Below are 25367 nucleotides of genomic sequence, written 5' to 3'. Positions count from 1 at the left end.
ACACGTCATCCCCTGCCTGCCTCCCGCCGCCGCGCCCCGCTGCGCCCGCCCTGCCTCGCCGCCCGTCTCCCACTGCCGTCCGTCTCCCGCCGCCGCTTAGGTGAGCAAATTTCGTTAACCATCCTGCACGGTTTTCTTAGGTGAGTCGCGTTTCCGCTGCTGGCTCACGTCCTTCTCGCTTAGGTGAGCGGCGATGATTCAAGGAGTTTGCTCACCTAAGCAGGGGGGCGAGCCGGGTCAGGCCGGGGATCGACGCGCGGCGAGAAGGGCGCGCGGCGAGAAGGACGCGCGGTCCGGCAAAGAGTACAATCGACCCCGCATGCCACATTCCGTCATGAGGAGTCGTCATATGGCAGAGAAGCCGTCCTACTTCGTCACCACCCCCATCTACTACGTCAACGCCGCCCCGCACCTGGGCACCGCCTACTGCACGCTGCTCGCCGACGTCCAGGCGCGCTTCCGTCGCGCGGCCGGCTACGACGTCAAGTTCCTGACCGGCATGGACGAGCACGGCGAGAAGGTCGCGGAGGCCGCGGCCGACCACGGCATGACGCCGCAGGAGTGGTGCGACTCGCAGGCCCCGCTCTTCAAGGACCTCTGGAGCGAGCTCGAGGTCTCCAACGACGACTTCATCCGCACCACCGAGCCGCGCCAGCACCACGCGGTCCAGTACCTCTGGGACCGCATGCTCGAGTCCGGCTACCTCTACAAGGGCTCCTACGACGGCTGGTACTGCGTGCCGGAGGAGACCTACTTCACCGAGACCCAGGTCGAGAAGGCCGACGAGGAGCGCGGCACCAAGGGCGAGCACCTCTGCCCGGACTGCGGACGGCCGCTGGAGCGCGTCCAGGAGGAGTCCTACTTCTTCAAGCTCTCCGCCTTCCAGGACCGCCTGCTCAAGCTCTACGACGAGCACCCCGACTTCGTACAGCCGGACTTCCGCATGAACGAGGTCCGCAGCTTCGTGGAGGGCGGCCTCACGGACACCTCGGTCTCCCGCACGACCTTCGACTGGGGTATCAAGGTGCCCTTTGACGACAAGCACGTCACCTACGTGTGGTTTGACGCCCTGCTCAACTACATGACCGCCGTGGGCTACAGCCTGGACGACCCGGCCTCCCGCGCCGAGCTCGCGCGCCGCTGGCCCGCCCAGTGTCACCTCATCGGCAAGGACATCATCCGCTTCCACTGCATCCTCTGGCCCGCCATGCTCATGGCCATCGACGAGGCCCTGCCCGAGCACGTCTTTGTGCACGGCTTCCTCACGGTGCGCAACCCCGAGACCGGCCAGGCCGAGAAGATGAGCAAGTCCCGCGGCAACGCGATCGCCCCGCGCGACGTCATCAACCTGCTCGGCGTCGAGGGCTACCGCTACTACTTCATGACCGACGTGGTCCACGGCGACGACTCCGCGATCTCCTTCGAGCGCATGGAGCAGGTCTACAACGCCGACCTCGCCAACAGCTGGGGCAACCTGGTCTCCCGCGCCCTCAACATGAGCGCCAAGTACTTCGACGGCAAGACGCCGGAGCTGGCCGACGGCTGGGCACAGAAGGACGGCGTGCTCAAGGGCGTCGCCGAGGGCATCTACGACCGCTACGCGAGCCGCATGGAGGTCTTCGACTACGCCGGCGCCAAGGACGTGGTCATGGAGCTCGTCCACGCCGCCAACCACTTCATCGAGGACTCCGCGCCCTGGGCCGTGGCCAAGGACCCGGAGCGCGCGGGCGAGCTCGCGGACATCATCGTGAGCCTGCTCGAGTCCATCCGCATCTCCGCGCACCTGCTCGCGCCGTTCATGCCCGAGACCTCGGCCGAGGTCCTGCGCCGCATGTCGCTCGAGGACGAGGCCGCCACGGACGACCTGCGCGCGGCCTGCGCCTGGGGCGGCCTTGCGGGCGGCGTTGCCGTGACCAAGGGTGACGCGCTCTTCCCGCGCCTCGACACCAAGAAGTAGGCAGGCGTGGGCGGATCCCCTCTCGCAAACCCCGGCGCCACGCGCGCCCTGCTCGAGGCGTACGGCCTTGCGACCAAGCACAGCCTGGGCCAGAACTTCCTGGTCAACAACCACGTGATCGAGAAGATCATGGACCTGGCCGAGCTTGGCGAGAAGGACCGTGTGCTCGAGGTGGGTCCCGGCATCGGCACGCTCACGCTGGCGCTTCTCGCTGAGGCCAGCCACGTGGTCTCCGTCGAGATGGACCGCGAGCTCGAGCCCGTGCTCTCCGCGCATGCCGCGGCGCACCCGAGCTTCTCGTTCATCATGGGCGACGCGCTGCGCGTGACGCCGGATCAGATCGCCGAGGCCGCGGGCGGGGCGCCCGACGTGCTCGTTGCCAACCTGCCCTACAACGTGGCTGCCACGGTGATCCTGCGCTACCTGCAGGAGGTGCCGAGCCTGCGCCGCCTCGTGGTGATGGTGCAGGCCGAGGTGGCAGACCGCATCTGCGCGGACCCCGGCAACCGCACCTACGGCGCCTACACCGCCAAGCTCGCGCTTCTCGCCCGCGTGACCGGGCGCTTTGAGGTGGGGCCGGGCAACTTCATGCCGCCCCCGCACGTGGACTCCGCCGTTGTGCGCATCGACCGCGCGCCGCTCGTGGACGCCGCGCGCGTGGCAGAGGTGTCCGCCGTGATCGACGCCGCGTTCGCTCAGCGCCGCAAGACCATCCGCAACTCCATGTCCGCCTCGGGCTTCTCCCGTGACGCGCTCGACGCCGCCTTCGCCGCGTGCGGAATCGCGCCCACCTGCCGCGCCGAGACCCTCGCGCCGGCGGACTTCGTCCTTCTCGCGTCAGCACTCTCCCAACGTCAGGAGTAACCCATGTCCCAGAACGTCGCGCTCGATGACCTCACGCTCGCCGACGGCGAACTCTTCCACAACCGCAAGGGGGAGGCGTGCCCGCTGCCGGCCCCGCTCGCGCCGCTCGCGGACACCCACGGCCACCTCACGAGCTTCCGCGCCCACGACCCGGCGATGGCGATCGCGCGCGCCGCGCTTGCGGGCGTGAGGCTGCTCGTGGTGCCGCTCGACCCCATCGATGACGTGCCCGGAAAGTGGGAGAGCGTCCCCGCCCTCCTCTCCTGGATCGACGAGCAGGTGGAGCTTGCGCGCGCGTGCCTCGCGGAGTGCGCCGAGCACGGCTTCGTGCCGCCCGCCTTCGAGGGCCACGATGCCCCCGAGCTCGTGGACAACGTGCGCATCGTGGCCGGCGCGCACCCCTACGGCGCCGCCCAGCTCGACGATGGCGCCATGGCCCGCCTGCGCGAGCTCCTCGAGAGCCCGCGCTGCGTGGGCGTGGGCGAGATCGGCCTCGACTACGGCCCCAACAGCAAGATCGCCTACCCCGTTCAGGAGGAGGCGTTCCGCCGCCAGCTCCGCGTGGCTCACGAGCTGGGCCTGCCCGTCCAGCTTCACATCCGCGACGCCGTGGGCGACATCCGCTGCGGCGCGCACCGTGACGCCGCGCGGATCCTGCGCGAGGAGGGGGTTCCCGAGACGGGCTGCGACCTGCACTGCTTCACCTCGGACCTCAGGGTGATGGAGATGTTCACGAGCCTGGGCTGCCACATCGCCTTCGGCGGCGCGGCCACGTTCTCACGCTCCGACGAGATCCGCAAGGCGGCCACGTTCTGCGCCGAGCGCTTCCTCCTCTCAGAGACCGACAGCCCCTACATGGCGCCGGTGCCCCTGCGCGGCGAGGAGTGCGAGCCCGCCATGGTGGCCTTCACCGCCGCCCGCGTGGCGGACGTGCGCGAGGCGGGCGGGCGCGGCAGCCGCCAGGCGACCTATGACGCGCTCTGGGGCAACGCCTGCGCCCTCTTCGGGCGGTAGCCGTCATGCCCGCCTCGCTGGTCGTCGCCCTTCTCGCCATCCTGGCGTGCTTCGTCGCCATGGTCGCGCTGCTCGTGGCCGCGTGGCGCCGGACGCTGGCTGAGGTCGATGCCTCGGGGCTCGTCTATCGCATGCGCTGCGAGCGGTGCGGGGCGGAGTTCGACCTCGCGCCGCGCGACTTCGCGCGCCCCGGGATGCGCCGCGCCCGCTCGACCACGCGGACGCGCGTCAAGGGCGTGGCGCTGGTGAGCCAGCCCCGGTACCGCTACGTTGCCAAGCGCCTCGCCTGTCCCGCGTGCGGCGAGAGGACCTGGTGCGAGAACCTCAACGCCAACGAGGCCCAGGACGCGGTCACGCCGATTGCGCTGCGCAACTTCGGGGGCGCGCTCCTGGTCATGGTGGTCGTGGGGTTCGTGCTGAGCGCGGTCTTCGCGTAGTTGCCCTGGCCGAAGAGCGTCGCCACGTCCCCGCAACGTGGGTCCGTGGGGGCATGGCGACATATGTGACGAGAAGAACGTCGCCTCGTCCCCGCAGAGACGCCGCGCGGGGGCGAGGCGACGTTCGCGCGCCCGGCCCGGCCCTGGCTTACGCGGAGGCCTCCGGTCCCATGCCGCCCCGACGGACAAGCCGGTAGGCCCACCTCGGCACGGCGGGGCGCGCGAGGATGACCCCCGCCTCGGCGCCCGAGAGGACCGCCATGATGAGCCGGTCGACGGCCTCGGACCTGCGACGCCTCCAGATGCCCATGCGCGGCTCCGCCGCCGTGGGGAGGATCAGCTCGCCCCCGCCCACGGCCACGCCGCCCATCCAGCGCGCCCCGCTCGCCGAGCAGGCCCGCTCGATCGCGTCGAGGGAGGGGAGCGCTCGCTCGGGCTCGTAGAGCCCCGTGACGGCGACGGCGTAGACGCGCATGCCGGGCGCGAGCTCGCCTCGCGGGCTCTCGAGCAGGTCGAGAAGCCGCGCGGGCGGCGTGTCCGCGCGGGACTCGCACCCCAGGACGATGGCGCCCCGGCCGGAGGGCGCGTCCTCCGTCACCTCGGGGGCCTCCACGCCTGCCATGCGGGCGTACACGGGAAGGGCCTCGGCGAGGTCCGCGAGCAGGTGGGCCGTCGCGGACCACGCGCCCCGGGGACCCGCGTTGACGAGCGCCACCCGGAGCGCCGCCCTCGGGGCGGCGGGCGCCGTCGCGGGGCCGTCGTCCCCCTCGACGCGCATGCTCTTCTCGCGCACGCTTCCTCCCCTCGCCGCGTTTGCTCGTGCAAACTCCGATGGCAGATTCTGCCCTCAGCATAGTTCATTTGAGTTTGCGCAGCTAGAAGGCCTGTGCCTGGAGCATGCCCCGAGCGGGTCGCTCGAGATTGCTCGTGCAAACGCGAGAAGGAGCTGGGGGAGAGGGGGAGCGGGCGAGAAGAGCGCGCGGGCGAGAAGAGCGCGCGCCCCGTGGCGTGCTACACTGCCCTCACCGAGCGACCCCCATCCGACCGGAAGGGGGTCGCATGTCGTTTCTCGCCACAATCCGCGCGGCCGGCGACGCGGCGGCGGAGCTCGTGAGCCCCACGCGGTGCGTGGGCTGCGAGCAGCCGGGGGAGCTTGTCTGCGAGGAGTGCCGCGCGGCGCTGCCGTGGGTGGAGCAGCGCCTGGCGTGCCCGGTCTGCGGCGCGCCCTACGGATTTCTCACCTGCACGGAGTGCCGGGGCGACTGGCCCGTGCGCGCGACCGTGGCCGCGCTCGGCTTCCGGGGGACGCCCGCGCGCATGGTCACCTGCCTCAAGGACGCCCACGAGCTGCGCCTCGCTCCCGTGATGGCGGCCGCCATGCTCTGCGCGCTCGAGGAGGCCTCGGCCTGGCCCGGCACCGACGGCGCGCCGCGCTTCGACGCCGCGGCGACCGACGCGGTCTGCTTCGTGCCGGCCACGGCAGAGGCGTTCGGGCGGCGCGGCTTCGACCACATGGAGCTCGTCGCGCGGCCCCTCGCGGCCCAGCTGGGGCTGCCGCTCGCCGACGTGCTCGTGCGCGGCGCCGCCCGCGACCAGCGCGCGCTCGGCCGAGAGGAGCGCGCGGGCAACCTCGCGGGCACCATGCGGGTGGCGGGCGACGTCTCGGGCGCGCGCCTGCTGCTGCTCGACGATGTGGCGACGACGGGGGCCTCGATCGCCGAGGCGGCGCGCTCGCTCGCGGGCCGGGGCGCGGCGTCGGTCACGGCCTGCGTGCTCGCGCGCGTCTGGTGATCCGGGCGGCCGGGGGGCGGCCTCGAAATCTGTCGCCTCGGCCCCGCACGGCGGCTCCGCGGGGGATTGGCGACGCTTGTGGCGAGAGGAACGTCGCCTCGGCCCCGCACGGCCGCCATGCGGGGGATTGGCGACGCTTGCGGCGGGAGGAACGTCGCCTCGGCCCCGCGCGGCCGCCATGCGGGGGAGAGGCGACATCCGCGCTCCTCGCCCGTCCCACCCCCGCGCGGGCGGCGCCACCCGCCGTCCGCCCCACTGGGGGGTCGCGCCGCTCGCGAGCGGCGGTTATACTGGCAGAGTCTCAACCCAGGTCTGTGGTTGCGGGCGGGCGCCCCACGGGGCGGGCGCTGCGGCGTCGGGTCCGCCCAAGTCCATGCCAGACGAGGGCAAAGGGATCCACGTAAGCTCGGGCGTGCGCGCCCGCGCGATCATGGCTCGTCCTAGAGGTAAGTCGTACCGCCCGTCATACGCATGAGGCATCCGGCCTCGCGGGCGAGAGGGGCAACAGTGGAGGCGCCGCGGCGCCGCAAGCGACGTCCCCAGTGCGCGGGTGTGGGGTCAAAGACCAGGTCAGCTGGGTGAGACGATCGAGACCGTACGAAGAGGGACAAGAGGGCAGGCCATGAAGCGCAACCATACGAACACCATCGTCTCCGCCGTGGGCGCGGCGCTCTCGCTCGCCCTTCTCGCCGGGTGCTCCGGCGTTCCCGCCGAGGTGACCAATGCCCTCGGCGGGGTGGGGGAGGCGCTCTCGGGCGTGGGGCAGGCAATCGGCGGCGCCGTCGACGGCCTGCTCGATGAGACGTCCGTCGCGGAGGCACGCGAGCAGCGCCGCGCGGACCTGACGCCGGCCCTCGCCGACGCCGACCTCAAGACCCCCGGCACCCTCACGGTGGGCATCGAGGCCGCGGAGTCCGCCCCGCTCGCCCTCTCGGCGACCGACGGGTCGCTCGTGGGGATCGACGTCGACACCGCCTACGCCCTCGCCGACGAGCTCGGCATGGCCACGGTCGAGATCGTCTCGGTTCAGAACGCCTCCGCGGCGCTGGCCTCCAACTGCGACGTGGTCATGGGCGTCGAGGCGGGCAGCGCGACGGACGTGACGGTGCTTGGAAGCTACGCGCAGTCCGCGCTCGGCGTCTTTGCCGCCACCGAGGTGACGGCCCCGATCGCCGCCGCCGACCTCTCGGGCAAGACGGTGGGCGTCCAGGCCAACTCCGTCTCCCAGTCCGCGCTCGCCTCGCTCGGCCTCGGCGCCGTGGAGCAGACCTTCTCCAACCTCAACGAGGCGTTCGAGGCGCTCGCCTCGGGCTCCGTCGACTACGTCGTGTGCGACGCCTACGCGGGCGCGTACCTCTCGTGCACCTATGACGCAGGCTCCTTCGCCGGCACGCTCGACGCGCCCGTCGCCGTGGGCGTGGGCGTCTCGTCGAGCGCCTCGCAGGAGCTCCAGTCCTCCGTCCAGGCCGCTCTCGACGCGATCCAGGGCAACGGCGTGGCCGACATCGCCAAGACTCGCTGGATCGGCGTCTTCCCGGCGCTCACCGAGGCCTCGCGCATCTCCGGGGTCGCCGCCTAGCGGGTCCGCTCGCCCCTCCCGCGCGCCCGCCGATGCCCGGCGCAACGCGCGCGACGCTTTTGGGTATAGGAGTCGTAAGGACGCCGGCGCCCATTCGCCCCGTCCAAGGCAATCGTAAGGAGGCAAGCATGGTTGACATCAAGATCTCTGGTCGCAAGGTAGGTGTCTCCGACTCCCTGCGCGCTCAGGTGGAGGAGAAGGTCGGCAACGCCCTCAAGGTGTTTGACATCAAGCCCATGACCTGCGATGTCGTCCTTCGCGTTGACAAGAACCCCTCCAACCCCGAGCGGAAGACCTGCGAGGTCACCGTCTTCGTGCGCGACAACGTGGTCCGCGTCGTCGCCAGCTCCGACGACATGTACGCCGCCATCGACGAGGCCGCCGACAAGGTCACCCGCCAGCTGCGCAAGTACAAGACGCGCGTCATCGACCGCCGTCAGCGCGTCGCCGCCGCCAAGACGGGCGCCGTCACCCAGGAGGACCTCGCCGCCCTCATCGAGCCCTCCGAGGACGAGACCGAGGACGACCAGCTCGTCCGCGAGAAGTACGTCGACCTCCTGCCCATGACCGAGGAGGAGGCGCTCGTCCAGACCGACCTCATCGGTCACGATTTCTATGTGTTCACCAATGCCACCACCGGGCTTGTCAACGTCATCTATCATCGAAAGAATGGCGGGTACGGAATCATCAAGCCCAAGATTGAGGAAGAGAATGAGCAGTAGCACTGAGTCCGCGGCGGTCACGGCCGCCGAGAACGAGGTCGACACCAACGCCCAGGCGTCGCGGGAGGCCGCGCGCCTGGGCCGCGCGTATCACGCGCGCGGGAACGTCAACCTCGTCGTTGACTCCTGCGCCGACTTCGCGCCCGAGGTGGCGCGCGCCCTCGGCGTGGAGATCATCCCGTTTCCCTACGTGATGTCGGACGGAGAGCACGCCGACGACCTGTGGGAGACCATGAGCGCGCACGAGTTCTACGAGCGCATGCGCGCCGGCGAGCACGTCACCACCTCGGCCGTCACGCCGGGCCACTACCTCGAGGTCTTCGAGCGTGCCGCCGCCGAGGGCACCCCGACGGTCTACCTGGCCTTCACGCGCGGCCTCTCCTCGAGCGTCGACGCAGCGCGCCAGGCGGCGGACATGGTCCGCGAGGCGCACCCGGAGTTCCAGATCCACGTCGTCGACAACGTCTGCCCGTCGGCCGCCGCCGAGCTTCTCGCCATCGAGGCCGTGCGACAGGTCGCCAACGGCCTCACCGCGACCGAGCTCGTGGCCTGGGCCGAGGAGGCGCGCTACTACGTCCACGGCTACTTCACGCTCGACTCCTTCGACGCGCTCGCCCGCGGCGGGCGCATCCCGCCGGCGGCCGCCACGGTGGGCGGAAAGCTCGACATCAAGCCCGAGCTCTCCTATGACACCAACGGCGCCCTCACGCTGCGCGGCATGTGCCGCGGCCGCAAGAAGGCCCTGCGCGCCATCATCGCGGACTTCCGCGCCAACTACCTCGGCGCCGAGGGCGGGGACGAGAAGCTCCCCATGGCCATCGTCTCGGCGGACGCCGAGAAGGACGCGCTCTGGCTCGCCGACCAGATCCGCAAGGAGCCCGGCTGCGCCGACGTCCCCATCATCTACAGCTCCGTGGGCCCGGTCATCGGCGCCCACGTGGGGCCCGGCATGGTGGCGCTGCTCTTCTGGGGCAAGGACCGCCGCGAGTCCCTCTCGTTCACCGACCGCATCGCCCGCAAGGTCCGCGGGCAGTAGGCAGGAGGTATGCCACTGGCGTCAGGTTCGTCTGGCACGCGCGGCGCGCGTGCCAGACGAACCTGACGCCAGTGGCACGCCCATCCAGAAAGGAACACCCTTGCAGATCAGGAAGATCGCCTTCATCGGGACCGGCATCATGGGCGCGCCCATCGCCGGCCACATCATGGACGCCGGCTATGACGTCACCGTCCACAACCGCACGCGCGAGAAGGCCGAGGCCCTTCTCGCCCGCGGCGCGCACTGGGCGGACAGCCCCGCCGAGGCCGCCGCAGACGCCGACGTCGTCTTCACGATGCTCGGCTATCCCACCGACGTCGAGGACGTCTACCTCGCCACCGACGGGCTCATCCGCACCGCCAAGAAGGGCGCCTGGCTCATCGACCTCACCACGAGCTCGCCCGAGCTCGCGCGCGACATCCACGACGCGGCCGAGGTCGAGGACAAGCACGCCTTCGACTGCCCCGTCACGGGCGGCGAGCAGGGCGCGATCGACGGCACCCTCACGCTCATCGTCGGCGCCGCCGAGAAGGACGTGGCGGACGTGCTGCCCGTGCTCGAGTCCTTCTCGTCCCGCCGCTTCTACTTCGACCAGCCGGGCGGCGGGCAGACGGCCAAGCTCTGCAACCAGGTGAGCCTCGTCTCGTGCATGGTCGGCTACGCCGACGCCCTCGCGCTCGCCCAGCAGTCCGGCATCGACCCGGAGCTCATGCTCGAGGTGCTCGCCAACGGCACCGGCGGCTCCGGCGCCTCCAGGACGCTCGCGCCCAAGTCCCTCGCGGGCGACTACAAGCCGGGCTTCCTCGTCGAGCACCTGCGCAAGGACGTCGCGCTGGCGCTGCGCCGCTCGGAGGACCTCGACATCACGCTGCCCGGCGCGGAGACCGCCTTCACCCTGCTCGACATGCTCTGCCAGATCGGCGGGTCGCGCATGGGCACGCAGGCGCTCACGCTGCTCTACCAGGAGGAGGAGACCTGCAAGGCGGCCGGGCTCGACTGGTCGCTCCTCGACCAGGGAGAGGGCGATGACGAGGGCCACGAGTGCTCCTGCGGCCACGACCACGGCGACGGCCACGAGTGCTGCGGCGGCCACCACCACGACCACGGCGACGGCCATGAGTGCCACTGCCACCACCACGAGTAATATCAGACATGTCTGCAGATCGGGGACGGTCCCCGACTCACATAAGGAGAACCATCGGCCTTGAACTCAACTGACACTCCCCAGAGCTCCATCGCGGTGCTCATCGACTACGAGAACCTCGCCCTCGGCACCGGCCGGCGCAAGCGCAACGGCCACCAGGAGCCGGGCCCGCTCCCCGACGTGAAGCTCATCCTCGAGCGCCTCGTCGACAAGGGGCGCATCACGGCCAAGCGCGCCTACTGCGACTGGCAGCGCTTCACCGACGCCATCACGCCCCTCCATGAGCTCGGCATCGAGCTCATAGAGATTCCCGACCGCGCCTACACCGGCAAGAACTCCGCGGACATCCGCCTCGCGGTTGACGCGATGGAGATCTGCCTCACCAAGGACCACATCGACACCTTCGCCATCCTCTCCGGGGACTCGGACTTCTCGCCGCTCGTCGCCAAGCTCAAGGAGTTCGGCAAGACCGTGATCGGCGTGGGCATGAAGGAGGCGACGAGCACCCTTCTGGCCGAGGTCTGCGACGAGTTCATCTTCTACGAGGACATCACGCGCGGCCCGGGCATCCCCGACTTCCAGGGCAAGGTCCCCAAGGAGCGCGAGACGTGCTACCAGCTGCTCTTCGAGACCATCGACGCGCTGCAGCGCGAGAGCGACTCGTTCATCCTCGCCTCGCGCCTCAAGGACACCATGAAGCGCAAGCGCCCGCAGTTCTCTGAGGCGTCGTACGGCTACCGCTCGTTCACGGCGCTCCTGCGCGAGGCGTCCAAGCTCGGGTTCATAGACATCCACCAGGACCCCAAGAGCGGCACGGCCGTGGTCGACGGGTTCAGCGAGTAGGTTCGGCTTTACAAGCAAGGGAGTTAGGAACATGGCAGATACCGCAGCTACCGAGGTCTCCGGCCTCGTCGAGGAGCTCTCCGGCGCGAGCAGGCGCCGCCGCCAGGAGGTCGCGCACACGCTCGCGCTCGTGGCGCGCAGCCAGCCCGAGACGCTCCTGCCGCACGTCGACGCGCTCGTGGACGCGCTCTTCCGCCCCGAGGCGCAGACGCGCTGGGAGGTGCTCGACGCCCTTTCCTCCATCGCCGAGAAGGACCCGGACAGCGTGACGGGCGCCTTCGACGGAGCCGAGGCGTCGCTCTTCGACGACGGGTCGGCCACGGTGCGGCTCGCCGCCTTCGTCTTCCTGTGCCGCCTCGGCGCGAGCTCCCCCGAGCGCTCCGACGAGGTCTGGCCTCTCATCGACGAGGCCATCCAGTGCTACCACGGTGACGCCGAGTACCGCGACATGCTCGCCGCGCTGCTCGCCCTCGCCCAGGGGAACGCCTCCGACGCCACGAGGAAGGCGCTCGCCGCGCGCGTGAAGTTCGACTCCGAGAGCGGCTCGGGCTACATCAAGTCCTTCTCGGCGGAGATCATTCAGGCTCTTTCATAGCTTGTGGGCCCTGCGCGGAGCGCCTGCGCACGGGGTTAGAATCAGACGGATTGACCGACTGGGGCCGCGCCATGGGGCGCGGCCGACGTGAGGGGAGACCCATGGCAGACAAGAACAGCACCGCGGGCGAGAAGAACACGCCGTTCTCGGCCGCCGACGGGAAGGGCCGGGGCCTCGGCACCCCGGCGTGGGTGGCCATCTGCGTGGTCGCGCTCGTGGTGGGCGTGCTCTGCGGCCACTTCCTGATCGGAGGGACGTCCGCGACGTCCAGCCCCGCCGGCGTGGCGCTCCAGGGCAAGACGACGCTCTCGGCCGACGAGCTCGACAGCACCATCGCCACCTACACCTACAACGGCCAGACGACCAACATCACCGCGCGCGAGGTCATCGAGCAGAACTCCGCCGTCGAGGACGCCGCCAACGAGGACGGCACCTACAACGTGCCCGTCGCGAGCGACGTCGTCGCCTACGCCCAGAACGCCGTGGTCCTGGCCGACGCCGCCGCGCAGGGCGTCACGGTCTCGGACGACGAGGTGGCCGCCTTCGCCGAGCAGATGTTCGGCACGAGCGACTACGCCACCATCGCGAGCAACTACGGCATCGACGAGGAGATCGCAAAGGCGACCATCGCCGACTCCGCGACGATGTCCAAGCTGCGCGACTCGGTGGTCTCCACGCCGCTGCCCGATGTGCCGACGGCGCCGACCGAGCCCGAGGAGGGCGCGGAGGACACCCCGACGGCCGACTACGCGAGCTACATCATCGGCCTTCTTGGCGACGAGTGGGACTCCGAGGCGGGCACCTGGGCGCGCCAGGACGGCGACTACTACGCCACGCTCTCGAGCTACGAGATCACCAACGACTCCGCCACCTACGCCGCGGCGGAGGCGGCCTATCAGGTGGCGTCGAACAACTACTCCGAGGTGGCCACGCAGGTGAGCGAGGAGTGGGTCGCCTACACGAGGAACCTGCTCTCCAACGCCACCGTCCAGGTTGGCTCGCTCGTGGCCTCCTAGCGGGGCGCGCGTGCGCGTCTGCGTGAGCGCCTGCCTGCTCGGCGAGCCCGTCCGCTACGACGGGGGAGCCAAGCCCGCGGGCGAGGTCATAGAGCTGGCGTCAAAGACCGAGGCCTGCCGCGTCTGCCCCGAGCGCGCGGCGGGCCTCCCGTGTCCCCGGCCCCCGGCCGAGCGGGTGGGGGAGCGCGTCCTTCTCGCCACGGGAGAGGACGTGACGGAGGCGTTCGCCCGCGGCGCCGAGGCCTGTGCCGCCTCGGTCGCCCGCTCTGGGGCGACGCTCGCCGTGCTCAAGGCAAAGAGCCCGTCATGCGGCGTCGGACTCGTCTACGATGGAACCTACTCTGGAAGACTTGTTCCGGGCCGCGGCGTCTTTGCCGACAGGCTCGCGAGGGAGGGGATCTGCATGGTCACCGAGGACACCGTCCGCGCCTGCAAGCCGAGCGTGGAGCACCCCGTCGCCATCGTGCTCGGGAGCGGGCTGGGGCATCTGGGGACGCTCGTGCGCCCGGTCCGCCGCATCGACTACCAGGACATCGACGGCTTCCCTGCCACGGCGCGCCCCGTGCCGGGGCATCGCTTCGAGGCCACCGTGGGCACGATCGACGACGTCCCCGTGGTGGTCTACCCCGGGCGCATCCACCTCTACCAGGGCTACTCCGCCGCCGAGGTGACCTCGCTCGTGCGCCATGCGCACCATCTGGGCTGCCGCGACATCGTCTTCGCCTGCGCGACGGGCGCCGTGCCCGGCCAGGCGCACGTGGGCCTGGGCATCCTCACGGACCAGATCAACCTCACCGGGCGCAACCCGCTCGCCGAGTGGGACGGCCTGCGTGACGTTGAGAGCCCCTTCGTGGACATGAACGAGGCGTACTCCCCCTACCTGCGCACCATCGCGCGCGGCGTGGCCGACGACCTTGGCATCGCCGTGGAGGAGGGCGTCTACGCGGGCGTGCTCGGCCCCTGCTTCGAGACCCCGGCCGAGGTGGCGGCGCTGCGCGCGCTCGGCGTCTCCTACGTGGGCATGTCCACGGTGCTCGAGGTCATCATGGCACGTGCGCTGGGCATGAACGCGCTCGGGCTCACGCTGGCCGCCAACGAGTCCGGCGCGCCTGCGGTGAGCCACGAGACCGTTCTCGAGGCCGCGGGCGGCTATGCCGAGGACTTCGAGCGACTCGTGCGCGGCGTGCTGCGCCTGCTGTAGCGCCCGGGCGCCGCGCACTGCCTGGGGCGGACTTCCGACCCGACGAAAAGGGCCACCTGGCTCCTGCCGGGTGGCCTTTGCGTGCCGCATCTGGGCGAAACCGCGTCCCGCCCGCCCAGCGGCTCGACGGCCCTTGCTTGTGTCAGCAAACCAACCGGTTGGGTCACGCTTCCCCTCGTGCGATGGGCAGGTGATAGGTTTTCTCCGATATCGTCGTGACTGGAGGCCCCATGAGAAGCCAGGCCCTGAACCCCTATCTCCCCGAGTGGGAGTATGTCCCCGACGGAGAGCCGCACGTGTTTGGGGGGCGCGTCTACGTGTATGGGTCGCATGACCGCTTTGGCGCCCCGATGTTCTGCATGAACGACTACGTGTGCTGGTCGGCGCCGGTGGACGACCTCTCGGACTGGCGCTACGAGGGCGTGATCTATCGCAAGGGGCAAGACCCCAGGAACCGCCTGGGGCTGCGCCTGCTCTTCGCGCCTGATGTGGCGCGCGGCGCGGACGGGCGCTACTACCTCTTCTACGCCTTCGACTTCATGGGGACGATAGGCGTCGCGGTGTGCGACGAGCCCGCGGGAAGCTACGAGTTCTATGCTCATGTGAGCTGGCCGGACGGCACCCCCTACGGTCGGCGCGCGGGCGACGGCTTTGGCTTTGACCCCGCCGTGCTCGTTGACGACGACGGCCGGGTCTATCTCTACTCGGGGTTCTACACGCCGGTTCCCCGCCTGGTCACCGGCGGCCGTCCGTGCGGCTTCGAGGGGGGCTACATGGTGGAGCTGCGAAGCGACATGCGCACCATCGAGGGCGAGCAGCGCCTGCTCTTCCCCAAGGAGGGCCCCGGGTCCTTCGCCGGCCACGAGTTCTTCGAGGCGAGCTCCATCCGAAAGTACGACGGCACGTACTACTTCGTCTACAGCTCGCGGCTCAACCACGAGCTCTGCTATGCCACGAGCGACCGACCGGACGGCGGCTTCGCCTTCGGCGGGACGCTCGTCTCGGTGGGCGACGTCGGGCTTCCCGGCCATCCCGACGAGAGGGGCGCGTCAAACTACACCGGCAACACGCATGGCGGCATGCTGCGCCTCGGCGACGACTTCTACATCTTCTACCATCGTCAGACCAACCGGAGCTCGTATGCGCGCCAGGCATGCGCGGAGCGCCTCGTGCGAAACGCGGACGGCTCCTTCGCGCAGGCCGAGGTGACGAGCTGCGGCCTCAACGGGGCCCCGCTCGCCGGCATCGGCACCTACGGGGCGAGGATCGCCTGCAACCTCTGGTCATCGGAGGGCGCCGGGCGCGTCGACGGGAGCAGCCCCAGGCGGCGTCTCGCGCGGCACCCCTATCTGACGCAGACGGGCCGCGATGGCGACGAGGCGGCTCGCCAGTACGTCGCCAACCTGAGCGACGGATCCGTCGTCGGCTTCAAGTACTTCGACCTCTCCCGCCTCGGCCGCGTGGGCGTGACGGTCCGCGGGTCCGGGCGGGGAGGCTTTGTCGTGGCCACGGACGAGCGGTTCCGGGACGTCATCGGCACCATCGACTTTGCCCTGTCGGGGTCCGGATGGCATGCCTTCAGCTCGGACGTGAGCTCGGCCGAGGAGCGCTCCGCCCTCTTCTTCAGGTACGTGGGGGCCGGGTACGTGGACTTCCTCGAGTTCGAGCTCTCCTAGCCCCTCGCGAGCGGGGCAAAGCTCGTCCCCGCGCCCCTGCCCGCAGGGCGAGAAAAACGGGGCTTGCGCCACGCTCGTCCTTCTCGTATAGTACTTATCTGCTGACACGCCAGCTTAGCTCAGTTGGTAGAGCACCGCTCTCGTAAAGCGGGGGTCACCAGTTCGAGTCTGGTAGCTGGCTCCAGCGTAATCTCGCAGCCCGGAGGCCTGAGGCCCCCGGGCTGCTCTCGTATCTCGGTGGCTTCGATCCGAGAAATATATCCTTTGAATCGTTTTATAGATAGTATTAGTGACTACATGCAATAGAATAAGTCTGTGACGGATTAGGGTGAAAGAGGTTACGAGAAGCGGGTTTAGGCCGATATGAGAGGACGGGATCGTGATGCCCATCGTGATGAGGCTCGACAGGATGCTCGCACAGCGGAAGATCACCTCAAAGGAGCTCGCCGAGCGCGTGGGAATCTCCGCGGTGACCGTGTCCTGCATCAAGCGGGGGAGGGTCCACGGCATACGGTTTGCCCAGCTCGAGGCGTTCTGCCAGGTGCTCCGCTGCAAGCCGGGCGACCTCATCGACTACGTCGAGCCCGAGGGGCCTTCGCGGCGCGCATTGTAAGCTCTCTGTAAGCAACGGCGAACGGAGGCCGCCGTTGGCCGCTTTCCGAGCTATTCGCGGCGACCTTACGCTATCCTTATCAAGCGTTAACAAAGCTGTGACAAATGGCCGCCACGGCGGCCGGTGAGGAAGCGAGCACGCCCTTGATTAGCTTTGAACAGTTTCTCGGCGTCCTGTCGAGCAATCCCTTTCTGATCATCGTCATGGTCCTCGTCATGGGCACCATCTTCGTCAACGGTGCCACTGATGCGGCCAATGCCATCGCCGAGCCCGTCGGAACTCGTTCCATCGACGTGGACTCGGCGATTTTTATGAGCGTCATCTGCAACTTCGTCGGCCTTGTCGCCATGTCGTTCATCTCCACCGCCGTTGCGGACACCATCTCCGGCATGGTCGACTTCGGCGGGGACTCCCACGCGGCGCTCATCGCGCTCGCGGCGGCGACGGTGGGCATCGTGGCCTGGGGCCTCGGCGCCTGGGCCTTCGGCATCCCCACCTCCGAGAGCCATGCCCTCATCGCCGGCCTCACGGGCGCCGCCCTCGCGGTCTCCGGCGGCCTCGACGGCGTCAACATGGGGGAGTGGATCAAGGTCGTCTACGGCCTCGTGCTCTCCACCGTCCTCGGCTTCATCGCCGGCTGGGCGATCTCCAAGATCATCCCCATCGCGTGCAAGAACGCAGATCGCCGGACGGCCAACAACTTCTTCGGCCGCATGCAGGTGCTCGGCGCCGCGGGCGTGGCGCTCATGCACGGCGCGCAGGACGGCCAGAAGTTCATGTCCACCGCCATGCTCGCCATCGCGCTCTCGCTCAACATGACGGTCGGCGACATGGGCGGCTTCCCGCTCTGGATCATGGTCCTCTGCGCCGCGGTCATGGCCATCGGCACGGCGGTCGGCGGCAAGAAGATCATCAAGAAGGTCGGCATGGAGATGGTGCGCCTGGACAAGTACCAGGGGTTTGCCGCCTCCGTCTCGGCCACGGCGAGCCTGCTCATCGCCACGCTCACCGGCCTTCCCGTCTCCACCACGCACACCAAGACCGCGGCCATCATGGGCGCCGGTGCCGCCAAGGACCCCAAGTCCGTCAACTGGGGCGTCGCCAAGGAAATGGTCCTCACCTGGGTCTTCACGTTCCCGGGCTGCGGCGTCATCGGCTTCATCCTCGCCAAGCTCTTCCTGGTCCTGTTCTAAGCGCCGAGCGCGCGTTCTTCTCGCCACAGACAAAGGAGTTGACATGCCCCGCATCAAGAAGGAAGACGAGTTCTACACCATGCTCAAGGAGTTCGCCGCCCTCATCACCGAGGCCGCGAACGAGTACAACACCATCATCACGGAGTTCCCCGAGTCGATGAGCAGCATCCCGCAGATGAAGGTCTACGAGTCCACCTGCGACGAGCGCGTGAAGGCCATCATGGCCAAGCTCTACACCTCCTTCATCACGCCGATCGACCGCGAGGACATCTCCAACCTGGCCCTGGCCATGGATGACGTCGTCGACTCCATGTACGGCGTCGCGGTGCGGCTCGACCTCTTCAACCTCTCCGACCTGCGCCTCGAGGCCAAGCAGATCTCCGAGCTCACCGTGCACGCCGTGAGCGAGATGCAGGAGATGATCAACCACCTGCCCGACTACAAGAAGGACCGCATCGTCCTGGAGAAGGCCATCGGCGTCGGCACCGTGGAGGACGAGGGCGACACCGTCTACCAGAAGGCGCTGCGCCGCCTCTTCTCTGACGAGGAGGACGCGAGCGGCAAGTACGCGGTCAGCTGGCTGCGCATCTTCGACCGCATGGAGCTCTGCCTCGACGCTTGCGACCGCGTCTCCGCCATCGTGCGTGACATCATCATGAAGGACGCGTAGGCGAGAAGAACGTCTCGCTCGTGGGGCCGCCCCGGCAGCCTCCCGATTTCCACGCAGAAGTGCACTCCGTGAAACTTCTGCTTAGGAAATCGGGAGGCTGCCGGGGCGGCTCGCGTCGACGGGCTCTCTTACCGCCGGGGGGGTGGGTGATGTGATGTGGTATAGTGTTGTACGGTACAACGATTTGGGGAGGCCGGCTGTGGACGCGATGGTTACGGGGCGGATGTCGCAGGCCAAGAAGGAGCTGGGCAACCAGGTGCTCAGGGAGCTGGGGACCAACGCCTCTCAGGCGATCAACGAGCTGTACGACTATGTCATCTCGAGGCGTGCGCTGCCCTTCTCTGCCTCTGGGGAGGCGCGGGAGGCGCGGCTGCGCGCTGCCGTCGCGGCGGTGGACGCCGTCACCAGAGTCGAGCTCGATGAGCGGTTCGCGGCCATGGACGTGAGGCAGGCGCGGGCGGAGCGGCTTGCCGACGCCGGTCTGATGGGGGACGGCCGATGATTCGCGTACTCGTGGACAGCAACGTGCTCGTTGACTTTCTCGCCCGGCGCGGTGGCTTCTACGAGCTCGCGCGGAGGCTCATGATCTTTGCCGAGATGGGGGACTACGAGCTCTGGGCGAGTTCATCGCAGGTCACTGACATCTTCTACGTGCTGAGCAACGGCGGGCGTCCGTCCTGCGCGCCCGCTGCGCGCGAGGCGCTGCTTGCCCTGCGCCGCTTCGTGCGCGTGTGCGCGCCGGGGGAGCGCGAGGTGGACCGGGCGCTGGAGTCTGACTGGCCTGACTTCGAGGACGCGCTGGCGTACCAGGTCGCCACGAGCATCGACGCGTCCGTCATCGTGACGAGAAACGCGCGCGACTTCGGGCGCTCTGCGATTCCCGTGCGTACGCCCGAGGAGTTCTTCTCGTGGATGGAGCGGCGCAACCACGTTTCGTACGCCGAGATCGAGCTCTGAGGGCGCATCAGCGCTGCGGAGGGAGCGGCGGGTTGACCGATCCGCCCCAGCGCTGGCGCTCCTTGTCGAGGTGGACGCCGAGGGCGACGAGCGCGGCGCACACGGCGACGAGGCAGGCCGCCATGCCCGGGGTGAGCACGCCCCCTGCCGCGAGCCCGGCGAGGGCGGCGAGCGTGAGGAGCACGCCGTTCCAGACCTGGATGTGACGGAGCATCGACCGGGCGACCCTCGTGACGCGCGACTCCTCGAGAACGAGGTTCTTGTCGAGATAGCGGCCGATCTCGCCGATATAGGCGAATCTGTGGCGCCTGACCAGCCGCACGTAGGGGACGAGGACGACCAGCCAGGCACCCGCAACGGCGGCGCGGAGGTAGGTCCAGACAGGGGCGTCGAAGGCGTGGCCGCCCCAGTTTGACCCCATGTTCATGACGTCGCTTGCCAGCATGAAGGCGAGGTTCAGGAGATAGAGTGTCAGAAACCTCCGCGCCTCCGAGTCGGCTCGGCGCCTGATCTCCGGTATGTCGTCCCCGATGAGGGCGTCCACCGTGGTGCCGAGCTCGTGTGCCATGACCTTGAGGCTCACGACGTCGGGCAGGGTCTTGTTGCGCTCCCAGTTGCTGATGGTCTGGCGGCTCACCCGGCAGAGCTCGGCGAGCTGGTCCTGGCGCATGCCGGCGGCCTCGCGGTGCTCTCGTATGCGCGTCCCAACGTCCATGGCTCCCCGCTTTCCTCGGTTGCACATAGGGTACCCGTTGTGTGGGCGCCCGTCGCTCGCATACGTGTCAAAATGCTTTGACATGCAGGTCAGCGGGGGTCTGGTACACTTCTGCCACCAACCGCCGACCCTAAGGAGGCCGCGATGGCGCGCCCGGAGCGCATTGACGCCGTGCTCTTTGACTTTGATGGGACGCTCTGCAACACCGAGGTCGAGAACCTCTATCTGGTGCAGGATATCCTGCGTCAGATGGGCGCCGAGGTCTCGCGCGAGGAGCTCGAGGTGCTCACGGGCGGGGAGGACCGCGTGACGGTGCCGCCCATCCTCGAGCGCCATCACGTGGCGGGATCCATCGACGACTACGAGCGCCTGCGGGACGACTGCTACCGCACCTACGCGGAGGCGCCGCTCGTGATGGAGCCGGGAGCGACCGAACTGCTGGACGACCTGCGGGCGCGTGGCGTCAGGGTGGGGCTCGTGTCGATGACGGTCTCCCGCTGCATCCTCACGGCGCTCGCGCGGCTGGGGGTCCTGAGCCGCTTCGACGTCATCGTCTGCGGGGACATGGTCGAGAGCCGCAAGCCGGCGCCCGACCCGTACCTGCGCGCGATGGAGCTATTGGGCGTGGACGCCGAGAAGTGCGTGGCCGTGGAGGACTCGCCGACGGGCATCGCCTCGGCGAAGGCGGCCGGCTGCTACGTCATCGCCTATACCGGCTGCGACATCGTCCAGGACGTGAGCGCCGCCGACGAGGTCATCGACTCGTTCGTGTAAAAGGGGACGGGTTATTTCTCTCAGAGAGCCTGGGACAGGCCCCGGGGAGCGCTCCCCGGGGCCTGTCCCAGGCTCTCTGAGAGAAATAACCCGTCCCCTTTTACACGGCTGCGAGGAGCTCGTCCACGTCCTTCTCGGCCGTGGCCCAGGAGCAGACGAAGCGCGCGACCACGTTGCCGTCCGGCAGCTCGTAGAAGGTCTCGCAGCCGCATGCGGCCTCGAAGGCGTCGCGCTGGGCGGGCGTCATGACGAAGAACTGCTGGTTGGAGGGCGCCTCGCCGTAGGGCTCAAACCCCCGGCGCACGAGCCCCTCGCGCAGGCGGAACGCGCAGGCGTTGGCGTTTCTCGCCAGGCGCCAGTAGAGCGGCTCGCCGCCGTCCGCCGGCTGCTCGAACGCGGCCTCGAACTGCACGCCGAGCAGGCGCCCCTTGGCGAGCAGGCCTCCGCGCTCCTTCTGCAGGAACGGGAAGGCCTCCTTGAGACGCGGGTCGGCGATGACCATGGCCTCGCCGAAGAGCATGCCGTTCTTGGTGCCGCCGATGTAGAAGGCCCCGCAGCGCGCGGCGATGTGCTCGAGCGTGAGGCCGCCCGCGGCGGGGGAGGTAAGGCCGCTTCCCAGGCGCGCGCCGTCGAGGAAGACGGGCAGGCCCTTCTCGTCCGCCCAGTCGCAGATCGCGTCGAAGCGCTCGAGGTCCCAGACGCCGCCGAGCTCCGTGGTGTTGGAGATGTAGACGCACCCGGGGCGCGTCATGTGGCGGCCCGTGGAGGTCTGAAAGCGCCAGACGCGCTCGGCGGCCTCCGGCGTGAGGAAGCCGTCGGCGTCGTCGGTGGGCAGCACGGTGCGGCCGCACGCGGCAACGGCGCCGGTCTCGTGGACGTTGATGTGGGCGTCCTTCGTGCAGACGGCGCCCTCCCAGTCGCGCAGGAGCCCCGTCACGCCGATGACGTTCGCCGAGGTCCCGCCGACGCAGAACTCCACGTCGACGTCGTCGCGCCCGCATGCGGCGCGAATGAGCTCGCGGGCGCGCTCGCAGTGGGCGTCGCCCTCGGTGTAGCCGACGGTCTGCTCGTCGTTGGTGGCGGCGAGCGCGGCCAGGATCTCGGGCGCGGCGCCCTCGGAGTAGTCGTTGCGGAACATGCGCATGTCGTGCCTCGGTTCTTCTCGCTGCTTTTGTCGGCACGATTGTACGCCGTCTGAACCTCAAGAACTACGAACACATGTTTGTAAATGAGATGAGAAGCGCGTATAATCGGCCCATCGAGCGGGCGGTGCCCTCCCAGTCCTTGCGGGGAGATTGGAGGGTTCCTATGGATAAGCTCACCTTGCTGCTGCTTGCGGCGGCCGTGCTGGTTCTGGCGGTTGCCTTCGTGGCTCTTCTGACCAAGTAGCTTGCGGGTGACGCCCCATCCATATGGAAACAGCCGCCCCGGCAGGCGGCTGTTCCGCGTGGGTGTCACCCACAAAGTCAGTCACTGAACAGGAGGGCGCTCACCCTCTGCTCGATACCGAGTATACCCGTTTCGGCCACCCCGCAGACCGTGGGTATTCCCGGGCCGGGCCCCGCGCACGCCGCGGGGCCCTCTGCCCGCGCGGCGCGCAATGTTACAACCTCCGCAACCCGTCGTTCTTCTCGCCCTGAATGGGTTTATCGTTTGCGCAGCACACAATCCCGGCACGAGGGGGCAATCATGGCAGTGGAGAAGAAGGACATCGACTGGGGCAGCCTCGGCTTTGCCTACCAGCCCACGGACTACAGCTACGTCTGCAACTATCACGACGGCGCCTGGGAGGAGGGCGGCCTCACCACCGACCACACCCTCACGCTCTCCGAGTGCGCGGGCATCTTCCACTACTGCCAGGAGGTCTTCGAGGGCCTCAAGGCCTATACCACCAAGGACGGCGACATCGTCTGCTTCCGCCCGGACCTCAACGCCTCCCGCATGGCCGACTCCGCGCGCCGCATCGTGATGCCGCCCTTCCCGGAGGACAAGTTCGTCGAGGCCGTCAAGATGGTCGTCAAGGCCAACGAGGCCTGGGTGCCGCCCTTCGGCTCCGGCGCCACGCTCTACGTGCGCCCGTTCATGGTGGCCACGGGCGAGGTCATCGGCGTCAAGCCCGCTGACGAGTACCAGTTCCGCATCCTCGTGACGCCCGTGGGCCCGTACTACTCCGGCGGCGTCAAGCCCGTGGCCGTCAAGGTCCCCGAGTACGACCGCGCGGCGCCTCACGGCACCGGCGCCATCAAGGCCGGCCTCAACTACGCGATGTCCCTCTACCCGAGCGTCCAGGCGCATGCCGAGGGCTTCGCGGACAACATGTTCCTCGACCCGCAGACCCACACCTTCGTTGAGGAGTCCGGCGGCGCCAACTTCCTGTTCGTGGACCGCGAGGGCACGCTCGTGGTGCCGCAGTCCGCGACCGACTCCATCCTGCCGTCGATCACGCGTCGCAGCCTCGTGCAGGTGGCCGAGGAGATGCTCGGCATGACCGTCGTCGAGCGTCCGGTGAAGTTCGAGGAGGTCGCGAGCGGCGCCTTCGTCGAGTGCGGCATGTGCGGCACCGCGGCCGTCATAAGCCCCGTGGGCAAGGTCGTCAACGGCGACACCGAGGTCGTCTTCGGCGAGGGCGGCATGGAGCACGTCGGCCCCGTCATGTCCAAGCTGCGCGAGACCCTGACCGGCATCCAGGCCGGCGAGGTCGCCGGTCCCGAGGGCTGGGTCGTCAAGATCGCCTAGGCCAGGCGAGAAGAACCTGGCGTCCGTCGGCCGCCCCTGCCCGCCCGGGTGGGGGCGGCCGCTTGCGTCGGGGCGTCGGCGCGCCCTGGGGCGCGCCGGCTCCGGGTGCGTACAGCCTCGCGCCGGGTACGTACACCACCCGCCCGGGTACGTACACGACTTCCCTGCTGAGGCATGGACCTGTGCGACAAATCCGCAGGTAGGCATGGTGGCGAAAGTGTATCAAACTCACAACTTAGTACGTACCCGGCCTGGGATTGTACGTACCCGGGCGGGAGGTGTACGTACCCGGAGGCCCGGGGCCTACTCCAGGTGAATGACGCCCTCCGCCTCGTCAACGCGGGCCGTGAGGCCGAAGAGGGCCGCGAAGTCCTCGACCGGCATCGCCACCGCGTCAGAGAGGCCCGCCTCCTCGGAGCTGCAGCTGACCATGCTGGTGCGGTCGTTGAGCTCAAGGCGAGCGACCTTCCTGCCGCTCTCCAGCCCGACGTACTCCATGTGGCCGCTCACGTCGCCGACCTCCCACGAGAAGCCGGTCGCATCATCCTCGTAGCTGCCTCCCGCAAGCTGGGCCACCTGCTGGACGAGCCACGAGCCGCCCTCGTCGCGATCGCGCGGGTCGGTGCCGTCCATGTTGACGCGCACGAGGTAGCAGCCACGCTCGTCGCTCCAGTGGGCGACGACGCCCCCGCCCTCCGAGATGTGGTCGCGCTGGTAGGGGTTGGTGGCGTCTTCCCAGGAGGTCTCGCCCAGCCCAAAGGGGACCTCCTCGCCGCGCACCGCGATGCGGTCGATGGCGGTGCGGTGCAGCGACTCCAGGTGGCGCTCGGGCAGCGTGGCGTCGGCCGGCGCCACGCCGTCGGCGATGAGCTGGGCATAGGCGCTCGCGAGCGCCTCGAGGTCCCTCTCGGCGTCAAGCTCGCCGTAGAGCGCGACGTCCCCCAGCTGCTTCCAGCCCGTGGGATCGCCGTCCTCCGCCGAGAGAGTGCCGTCGAACCAGCGGATGGCCACGCTCGTGGAGGCGTTCTCGCGGACCCACTCGGCGGGGTTGTACGCAAGCTCGGGCTCGTAGAGGGCGTCGACCTCCTCGAGCAGCGCGAGCGCCTCCTCGAGCTGGGCATAGTTGCGCACGTAGAGCTCGGGCCAGCCGGGCGAGAAGACGATGCCCGACTCGCCCTGGCCGGCGACCCGCTCCGAGAGCTCCGTGATGACGTCGTCGTGGTAGAGGTCCCTGACTGCGGAGGGGTAGTCGCAGGACACGCGCGGCTTGGGCCCGGAGGGGAACTTGCCGCTCACGGGCTCGGTTATCTCGCCGGTGGCGGTGAAGGTGAGGTCGCGCTCGGTCGAGCGCAGCGTGTAGACGACCTTCTGCGGGAGCTCGCGCACCTCCTCGGACGCCACGACCTCGAAGCCCTCGTTGGGGCACTGGAGCGTGGCGTAGTCGAGCACCTCCGCCTCGCTCGGCGCGGGCGAGTCGATGGGGACGCCGCAGGCGGCAAGGCAGCAGGCGGCGAGCAGGGCGAGAAGGGCGGAGCGCACGCGTCCCATGGGCGCCTCCTTACAAGGCGTGGCGTGGCAACATTGTAGCAGCGGTGCCGGGCGGCGCGTCCTTCTCGCGGCGCGCACGGGCAGGGCGCTGCGGTCTTTGGGGTCGTGGCAATCCGGCGCGATAGGGCGTTGTCGAAATTGGGGTCGTGGCAGCGTTGGGGCTGCCACGACCCGCATTTCCGCAACATGACGCCACAAAGGCCCAGATGGCTGGTTGGGCGCGCTGCCACAACCCCCATCTGGACAACGTCCCGCGGCGCCAGATTGCCATAACCCCGCTGCGCGC

The 25367-nt window shown here is 69.2% G+C and carries 25 protein-coding genes and 1 tRNA gene; 22 read left to right on the top strand and 4 right to left on the bottom strand.

The features are described 5' to 3' along the window. Window positions 1-349: 349 nt before the first annotated feature. From metG to E0L17_RS05260, 4 genes are read left to right on the top strand one after another with little or no spacing between them, the layout of a single operon-like run. The gene (gene metG / locus E0L17_RS05275; protein WP_167930206.1) at window positions 350-1957 is read left to right on the top strand and encodes a methionine--tRNA ligase; all 1608 of its coding nucleotides are present in this window, start codon (window positions 350-352) and stop codon (window positions 1955-1957) included. A 6-nt stretch (window positions 1958-1963) separates the two neighbouring features. After that, complete coding sequence (rsmA, locus tag E0L17_RS05270; protein WP_167930205.1) at window positions 1964-2821, top strand: 16S rRNA (adenine(1518)-N(6)/adenine(1519)-N(6))-dimethyltransferase RsmA; 858 nt, start codon at window positions 1964-1966, stop codon at window positions 2819-2821. Between the two features lie 3 nt (window positions 2822-2824). Then, window positions 2825-3835, top strand: a complete 1011-nt coding sequence (locus tag E0L17_RS05265) for a TatD family hydrolase (RefSeq protein ID WP_167930204.1) — start codon at window positions 2825-2827, stop codon at window positions 3833-3835. A 5-nt stretch (window positions 3836-3840) separates the two neighbouring features. Then, on the top strand, window positions 3841-4272 hold the full coding sequence (locus E0L17_RS05260) for a hypothetical protein (protein WP_167930203.1): 432 nt from the start codon (window positions 3841-3843) through the stop codon (window positions 4270-4272). A gap of 148 nt (window positions 4273-4420) precedes the next feature. Here E0L17_RS05260 and E0L17_RS05255 read toward each other — a convergent pair whose 3' ends face one another. After that, window positions 4421-5065 carry a hypothetical protein gene (locus tag E0L17_RS05255; protein ID WP_167930202.1) on the bottom strand — a complete coding sequence of 215 codons (645 nt, stop codon included), beginning with the start codon at window positions 5063-5065 and terminating at the stop codon, window positions 4421-4423. Between the two features lie 266 nt (window positions 5066-5331). On the opposite strand from E0L17_RS05255, the gene E0L17_RS05250 reads away from it, so the two are divergent. The 16 genes from E0L17_RS05250 (at window position 5332) to E0L17_RS05175 (ending at window position 19308) form a co-directional block, all read left to right on the top strand. Next, the gene (locus tag E0L17_RS05250) at window positions 5332-6063 is read left to right on the top strand and encodes a ComF family protein (protein ID WP_167930201.1); all 732 of its coding nucleotides are present in this window, start codon (window positions 5332-5334) and stop codon (window positions 6061-6063) included. A 622-nt stretch (window positions 6064-6685) separates the two neighbouring features. Continuing rightward, on the top strand, window positions 6686-7642 hold the full coding sequence (locus E0L17_RS05245) for a substrate-binding periplasmic protein (RefSeq protein WP_167930200.1): 957 nt from the start codon (window positions 6686-6688) through the stop codon (window positions 7640-7642). 128 nt (window positions 7643-7770) lie between these two features. Then, complete coding sequence (gene hpf / locus E0L17_RS05240; RefSeq protein WP_167930199.1) at window positions 7771-8364, top strand: ribosome hibernation-promoting factor, HPF/YfiA family; 594 nt, start codon at window positions 7771-7773, stop codon at window positions 8362-8364. Further along, on the top strand, window positions 8354-9400 hold the full coding sequence (locus E0L17_RS05235; RefSeq protein ID WP_167930198.1) for a DegV family protein: 1047 nt from the start codon (window positions 8354-8356) through the stop codon (window positions 9398-9400). The genes hpf and E0L17_RS05235 overlap by 11 nt, the downstream gene beginning before the upstream one ends. A gap of 100 nt (window positions 9401-9500) precedes the next feature. Next, window positions 9501-10544, top strand: coding sequence for an NAD(P)-dependent oxidoreductase (locus E0L17_RS05230; RefSeq protein ID WP_167930197.1), 1044 nt, complete (start codon window positions 9501-9503; stop codon window positions 10542-10544). A 60-nt stretch (window positions 10545-10604) separates the two neighbouring features. Continuing rightward, window positions 10605-11387 (top strand): NYN domain-containing protein, encoded by a 783-nt coding sequence (locus E0L17_RS05225; protein WP_167930196.1) that lies wholly within the window; start codon window positions 10605-10607, stop codon window positions 11385-11387. Window positions 11388-11418: 31 nt separating this feature from the next. Beyond that, entirely contained in the window at window positions 11419-11982 is a 564-nt protein-coding gene (locus E0L17_RS05220; protein ID WP_167930195.1) for a hypothetical protein, read from the top strand. Window positions 11983-12083: 101 nt separating this feature from the next. Further along, a complete protein-coding gene (locus E0L17_RS05215; protein WP_167930194.1) occupies window positions 12084-12998 on the top strand; it encodes a hypothetical protein in 915 nt (304 codons plus the stop codon). A 10-nt stretch (window positions 12999-13008) separates the two neighbouring features. Beyond that, complete coding sequence (locus tag E0L17_RS05210; RefSeq protein ID WP_167930193.1) at window positions 13009-14199, top strand: purine-nucleoside phosphorylase; 1191 nt, start codon at window positions 13009-13011, stop codon at window positions 14197-14199. Window positions 14200-14429: 230 nt separating this feature from the next. After that, window positions 14430-15875, top strand: a complete 1446-nt coding sequence (locus tag E0L17_RS05205) for a family 43 glycosylhydrolase (RefSeq protein WP_167930192.1) — start codon at window positions 14430-14432, stop codon at window positions 15873-15875. A gap of 108 nt (window positions 15876-15983) precedes the next feature. Further along, window positions 15984-16059: transfer RNA gene (locus E0L17_RS05200), tRNA-Thr, on the top strand. Between the two features lie 198 nt (window positions 16060-16257). Beyond that, window positions 16258-16488 carry a helix-turn-helix domain-containing protein gene (locus tag E0L17_RS05195; protein ID WP_167930235.1) on the top strand — a complete coding sequence of 77 codons (231 nt, stop codon included), beginning with the start codon at window positions 16258-16260 and terminating at the stop codon, window positions 16486-16488. 143 nt (window positions 16489-16631) lie between these two features. Continuing rightward, window positions 16632-17681 carry an inorganic phosphate transporter gene (locus tag E0L17_RS05190; RefSeq protein ID WP_167930191.1) on the top strand — a complete coding sequence of 350 codons (1050 nt, stop codon included), beginning with the start codon at window positions 16632-16634 and terminating at the stop codon, window positions 17679-17681. 43 nt (window positions 17682-17724) lie between these two features. After that, complete coding sequence (locus E0L17_RS05185; RefSeq protein WP_167930190.1) at window positions 17725-18351, top strand: DUF47 domain-containing protein; 627 nt, start codon at window positions 17725-17727, stop codon at window positions 18349-18351. A 199-nt stretch (window positions 18352-18550) separates the two neighbouring features. Continuing rightward, on the top strand, window positions 18551-18853 hold the full coding sequence (locus E0L17_RS05180) for a type II toxin-antitoxin system RelB/DinJ family antitoxin (protein WP_206109012.1): 303 nt from the start codon (window positions 18551-18553) through the stop codon (window positions 18851-18853). Then, window positions 18850-19308, top strand: a complete 459-nt coding sequence (locus E0L17_RS05175; RefSeq protein ID WP_167930188.1) for a type II toxin-antitoxin system VapC family toxin — start codon at window positions 18850-18852, stop codon at window positions 19306-19308. The genes E0L17_RS05180 and E0L17_RS05175 overlap by 4 nt, the downstream gene beginning before the upstream one ends. A 7-nt stretch (window positions 19309-19315) precedes the next feature. Here the strand turns inward: E0L17_RS05175 and E0L17_RS05170 are convergent, their stop codons facing one another. Next, window positions 19316-20023 (bottom strand): helix-turn-helix domain-containing protein, encoded by a 708-nt coding sequence (locus E0L17_RS05170; RefSeq protein ID WP_167930187.1) that lies wholly within the window; start codon window positions 20021-20023, stop codon window positions 19316-19318. A 144-nt stretch (window positions 20024-20167) separates the two neighbouring features. Between E0L17_RS05170 and E0L17_RS05165 the strand changes: the two genes are divergently transcribed. After that, complete coding sequence (locus E0L17_RS05165; protein WP_167930186.1) at window positions 20168-20797, top strand: HAD family hydrolase; 630 nt, start codon at window positions 20168-20170, stop codon at window positions 20795-20797. A 100-nt stretch (window positions 20798-20897) separates the two neighbouring features. On the opposite strand, the gene E0L17_RS05160 is transcribed toward E0L17_RS05165, so the two are convergent. After that, window positions 20898-21935 (bottom strand): threonine aldolase family protein, encoded by a 1038-nt coding sequence (locus E0L17_RS05160; protein WP_286163305.1) that lies wholly within the window; start codon window positions 21933-21935, stop codon window positions 20898-20900. A 551-nt stretch (window positions 21936-22486) separates the two neighbouring features. Here E0L17_RS05160 and E0L17_RS05155 point away from each other — a divergent pair. Continuing rightward, window positions 22487-23533: a branched-chain amino acid aminotransferase gene (locus tag E0L17_RS05155; RefSeq protein WP_167930184.1), complete on the top strand. Its 1047-nt coding sequence runs from the start codon at window positions 22487-22489 to the stop codon at window positions 23531-23533. A 303-nt stretch (window positions 23534-23836) separates the two neighbouring features. On the opposite strand, the gene E0L17_RS05150 is transcribed toward E0L17_RS05155, so the two are convergent. Then, complete coding sequence (locus E0L17_RS05150) at window positions 23837-25081, bottom strand: hypothetical protein (RefSeq protein ID WP_167930183.1); 1245 nt, start codon at window positions 25079-25081, stop codon at window positions 23837-23839. Window positions 25082-25367: the final 286 nt, after the last annotated feature.

Origin of the sequence: Olsenella sp. SW781 (assembly GCF_012027725.1) — a bacterium.
In the GTDB taxonomy this organism is placed as follows: Bacteria; Actinomycetota; Coriobacteriia; order Coriobacteriales; family Atopobiaceae; genus Thermophilibacter.
This window is presented reverse-complemented; position numbering and strand designations above follow the sequence as displayed.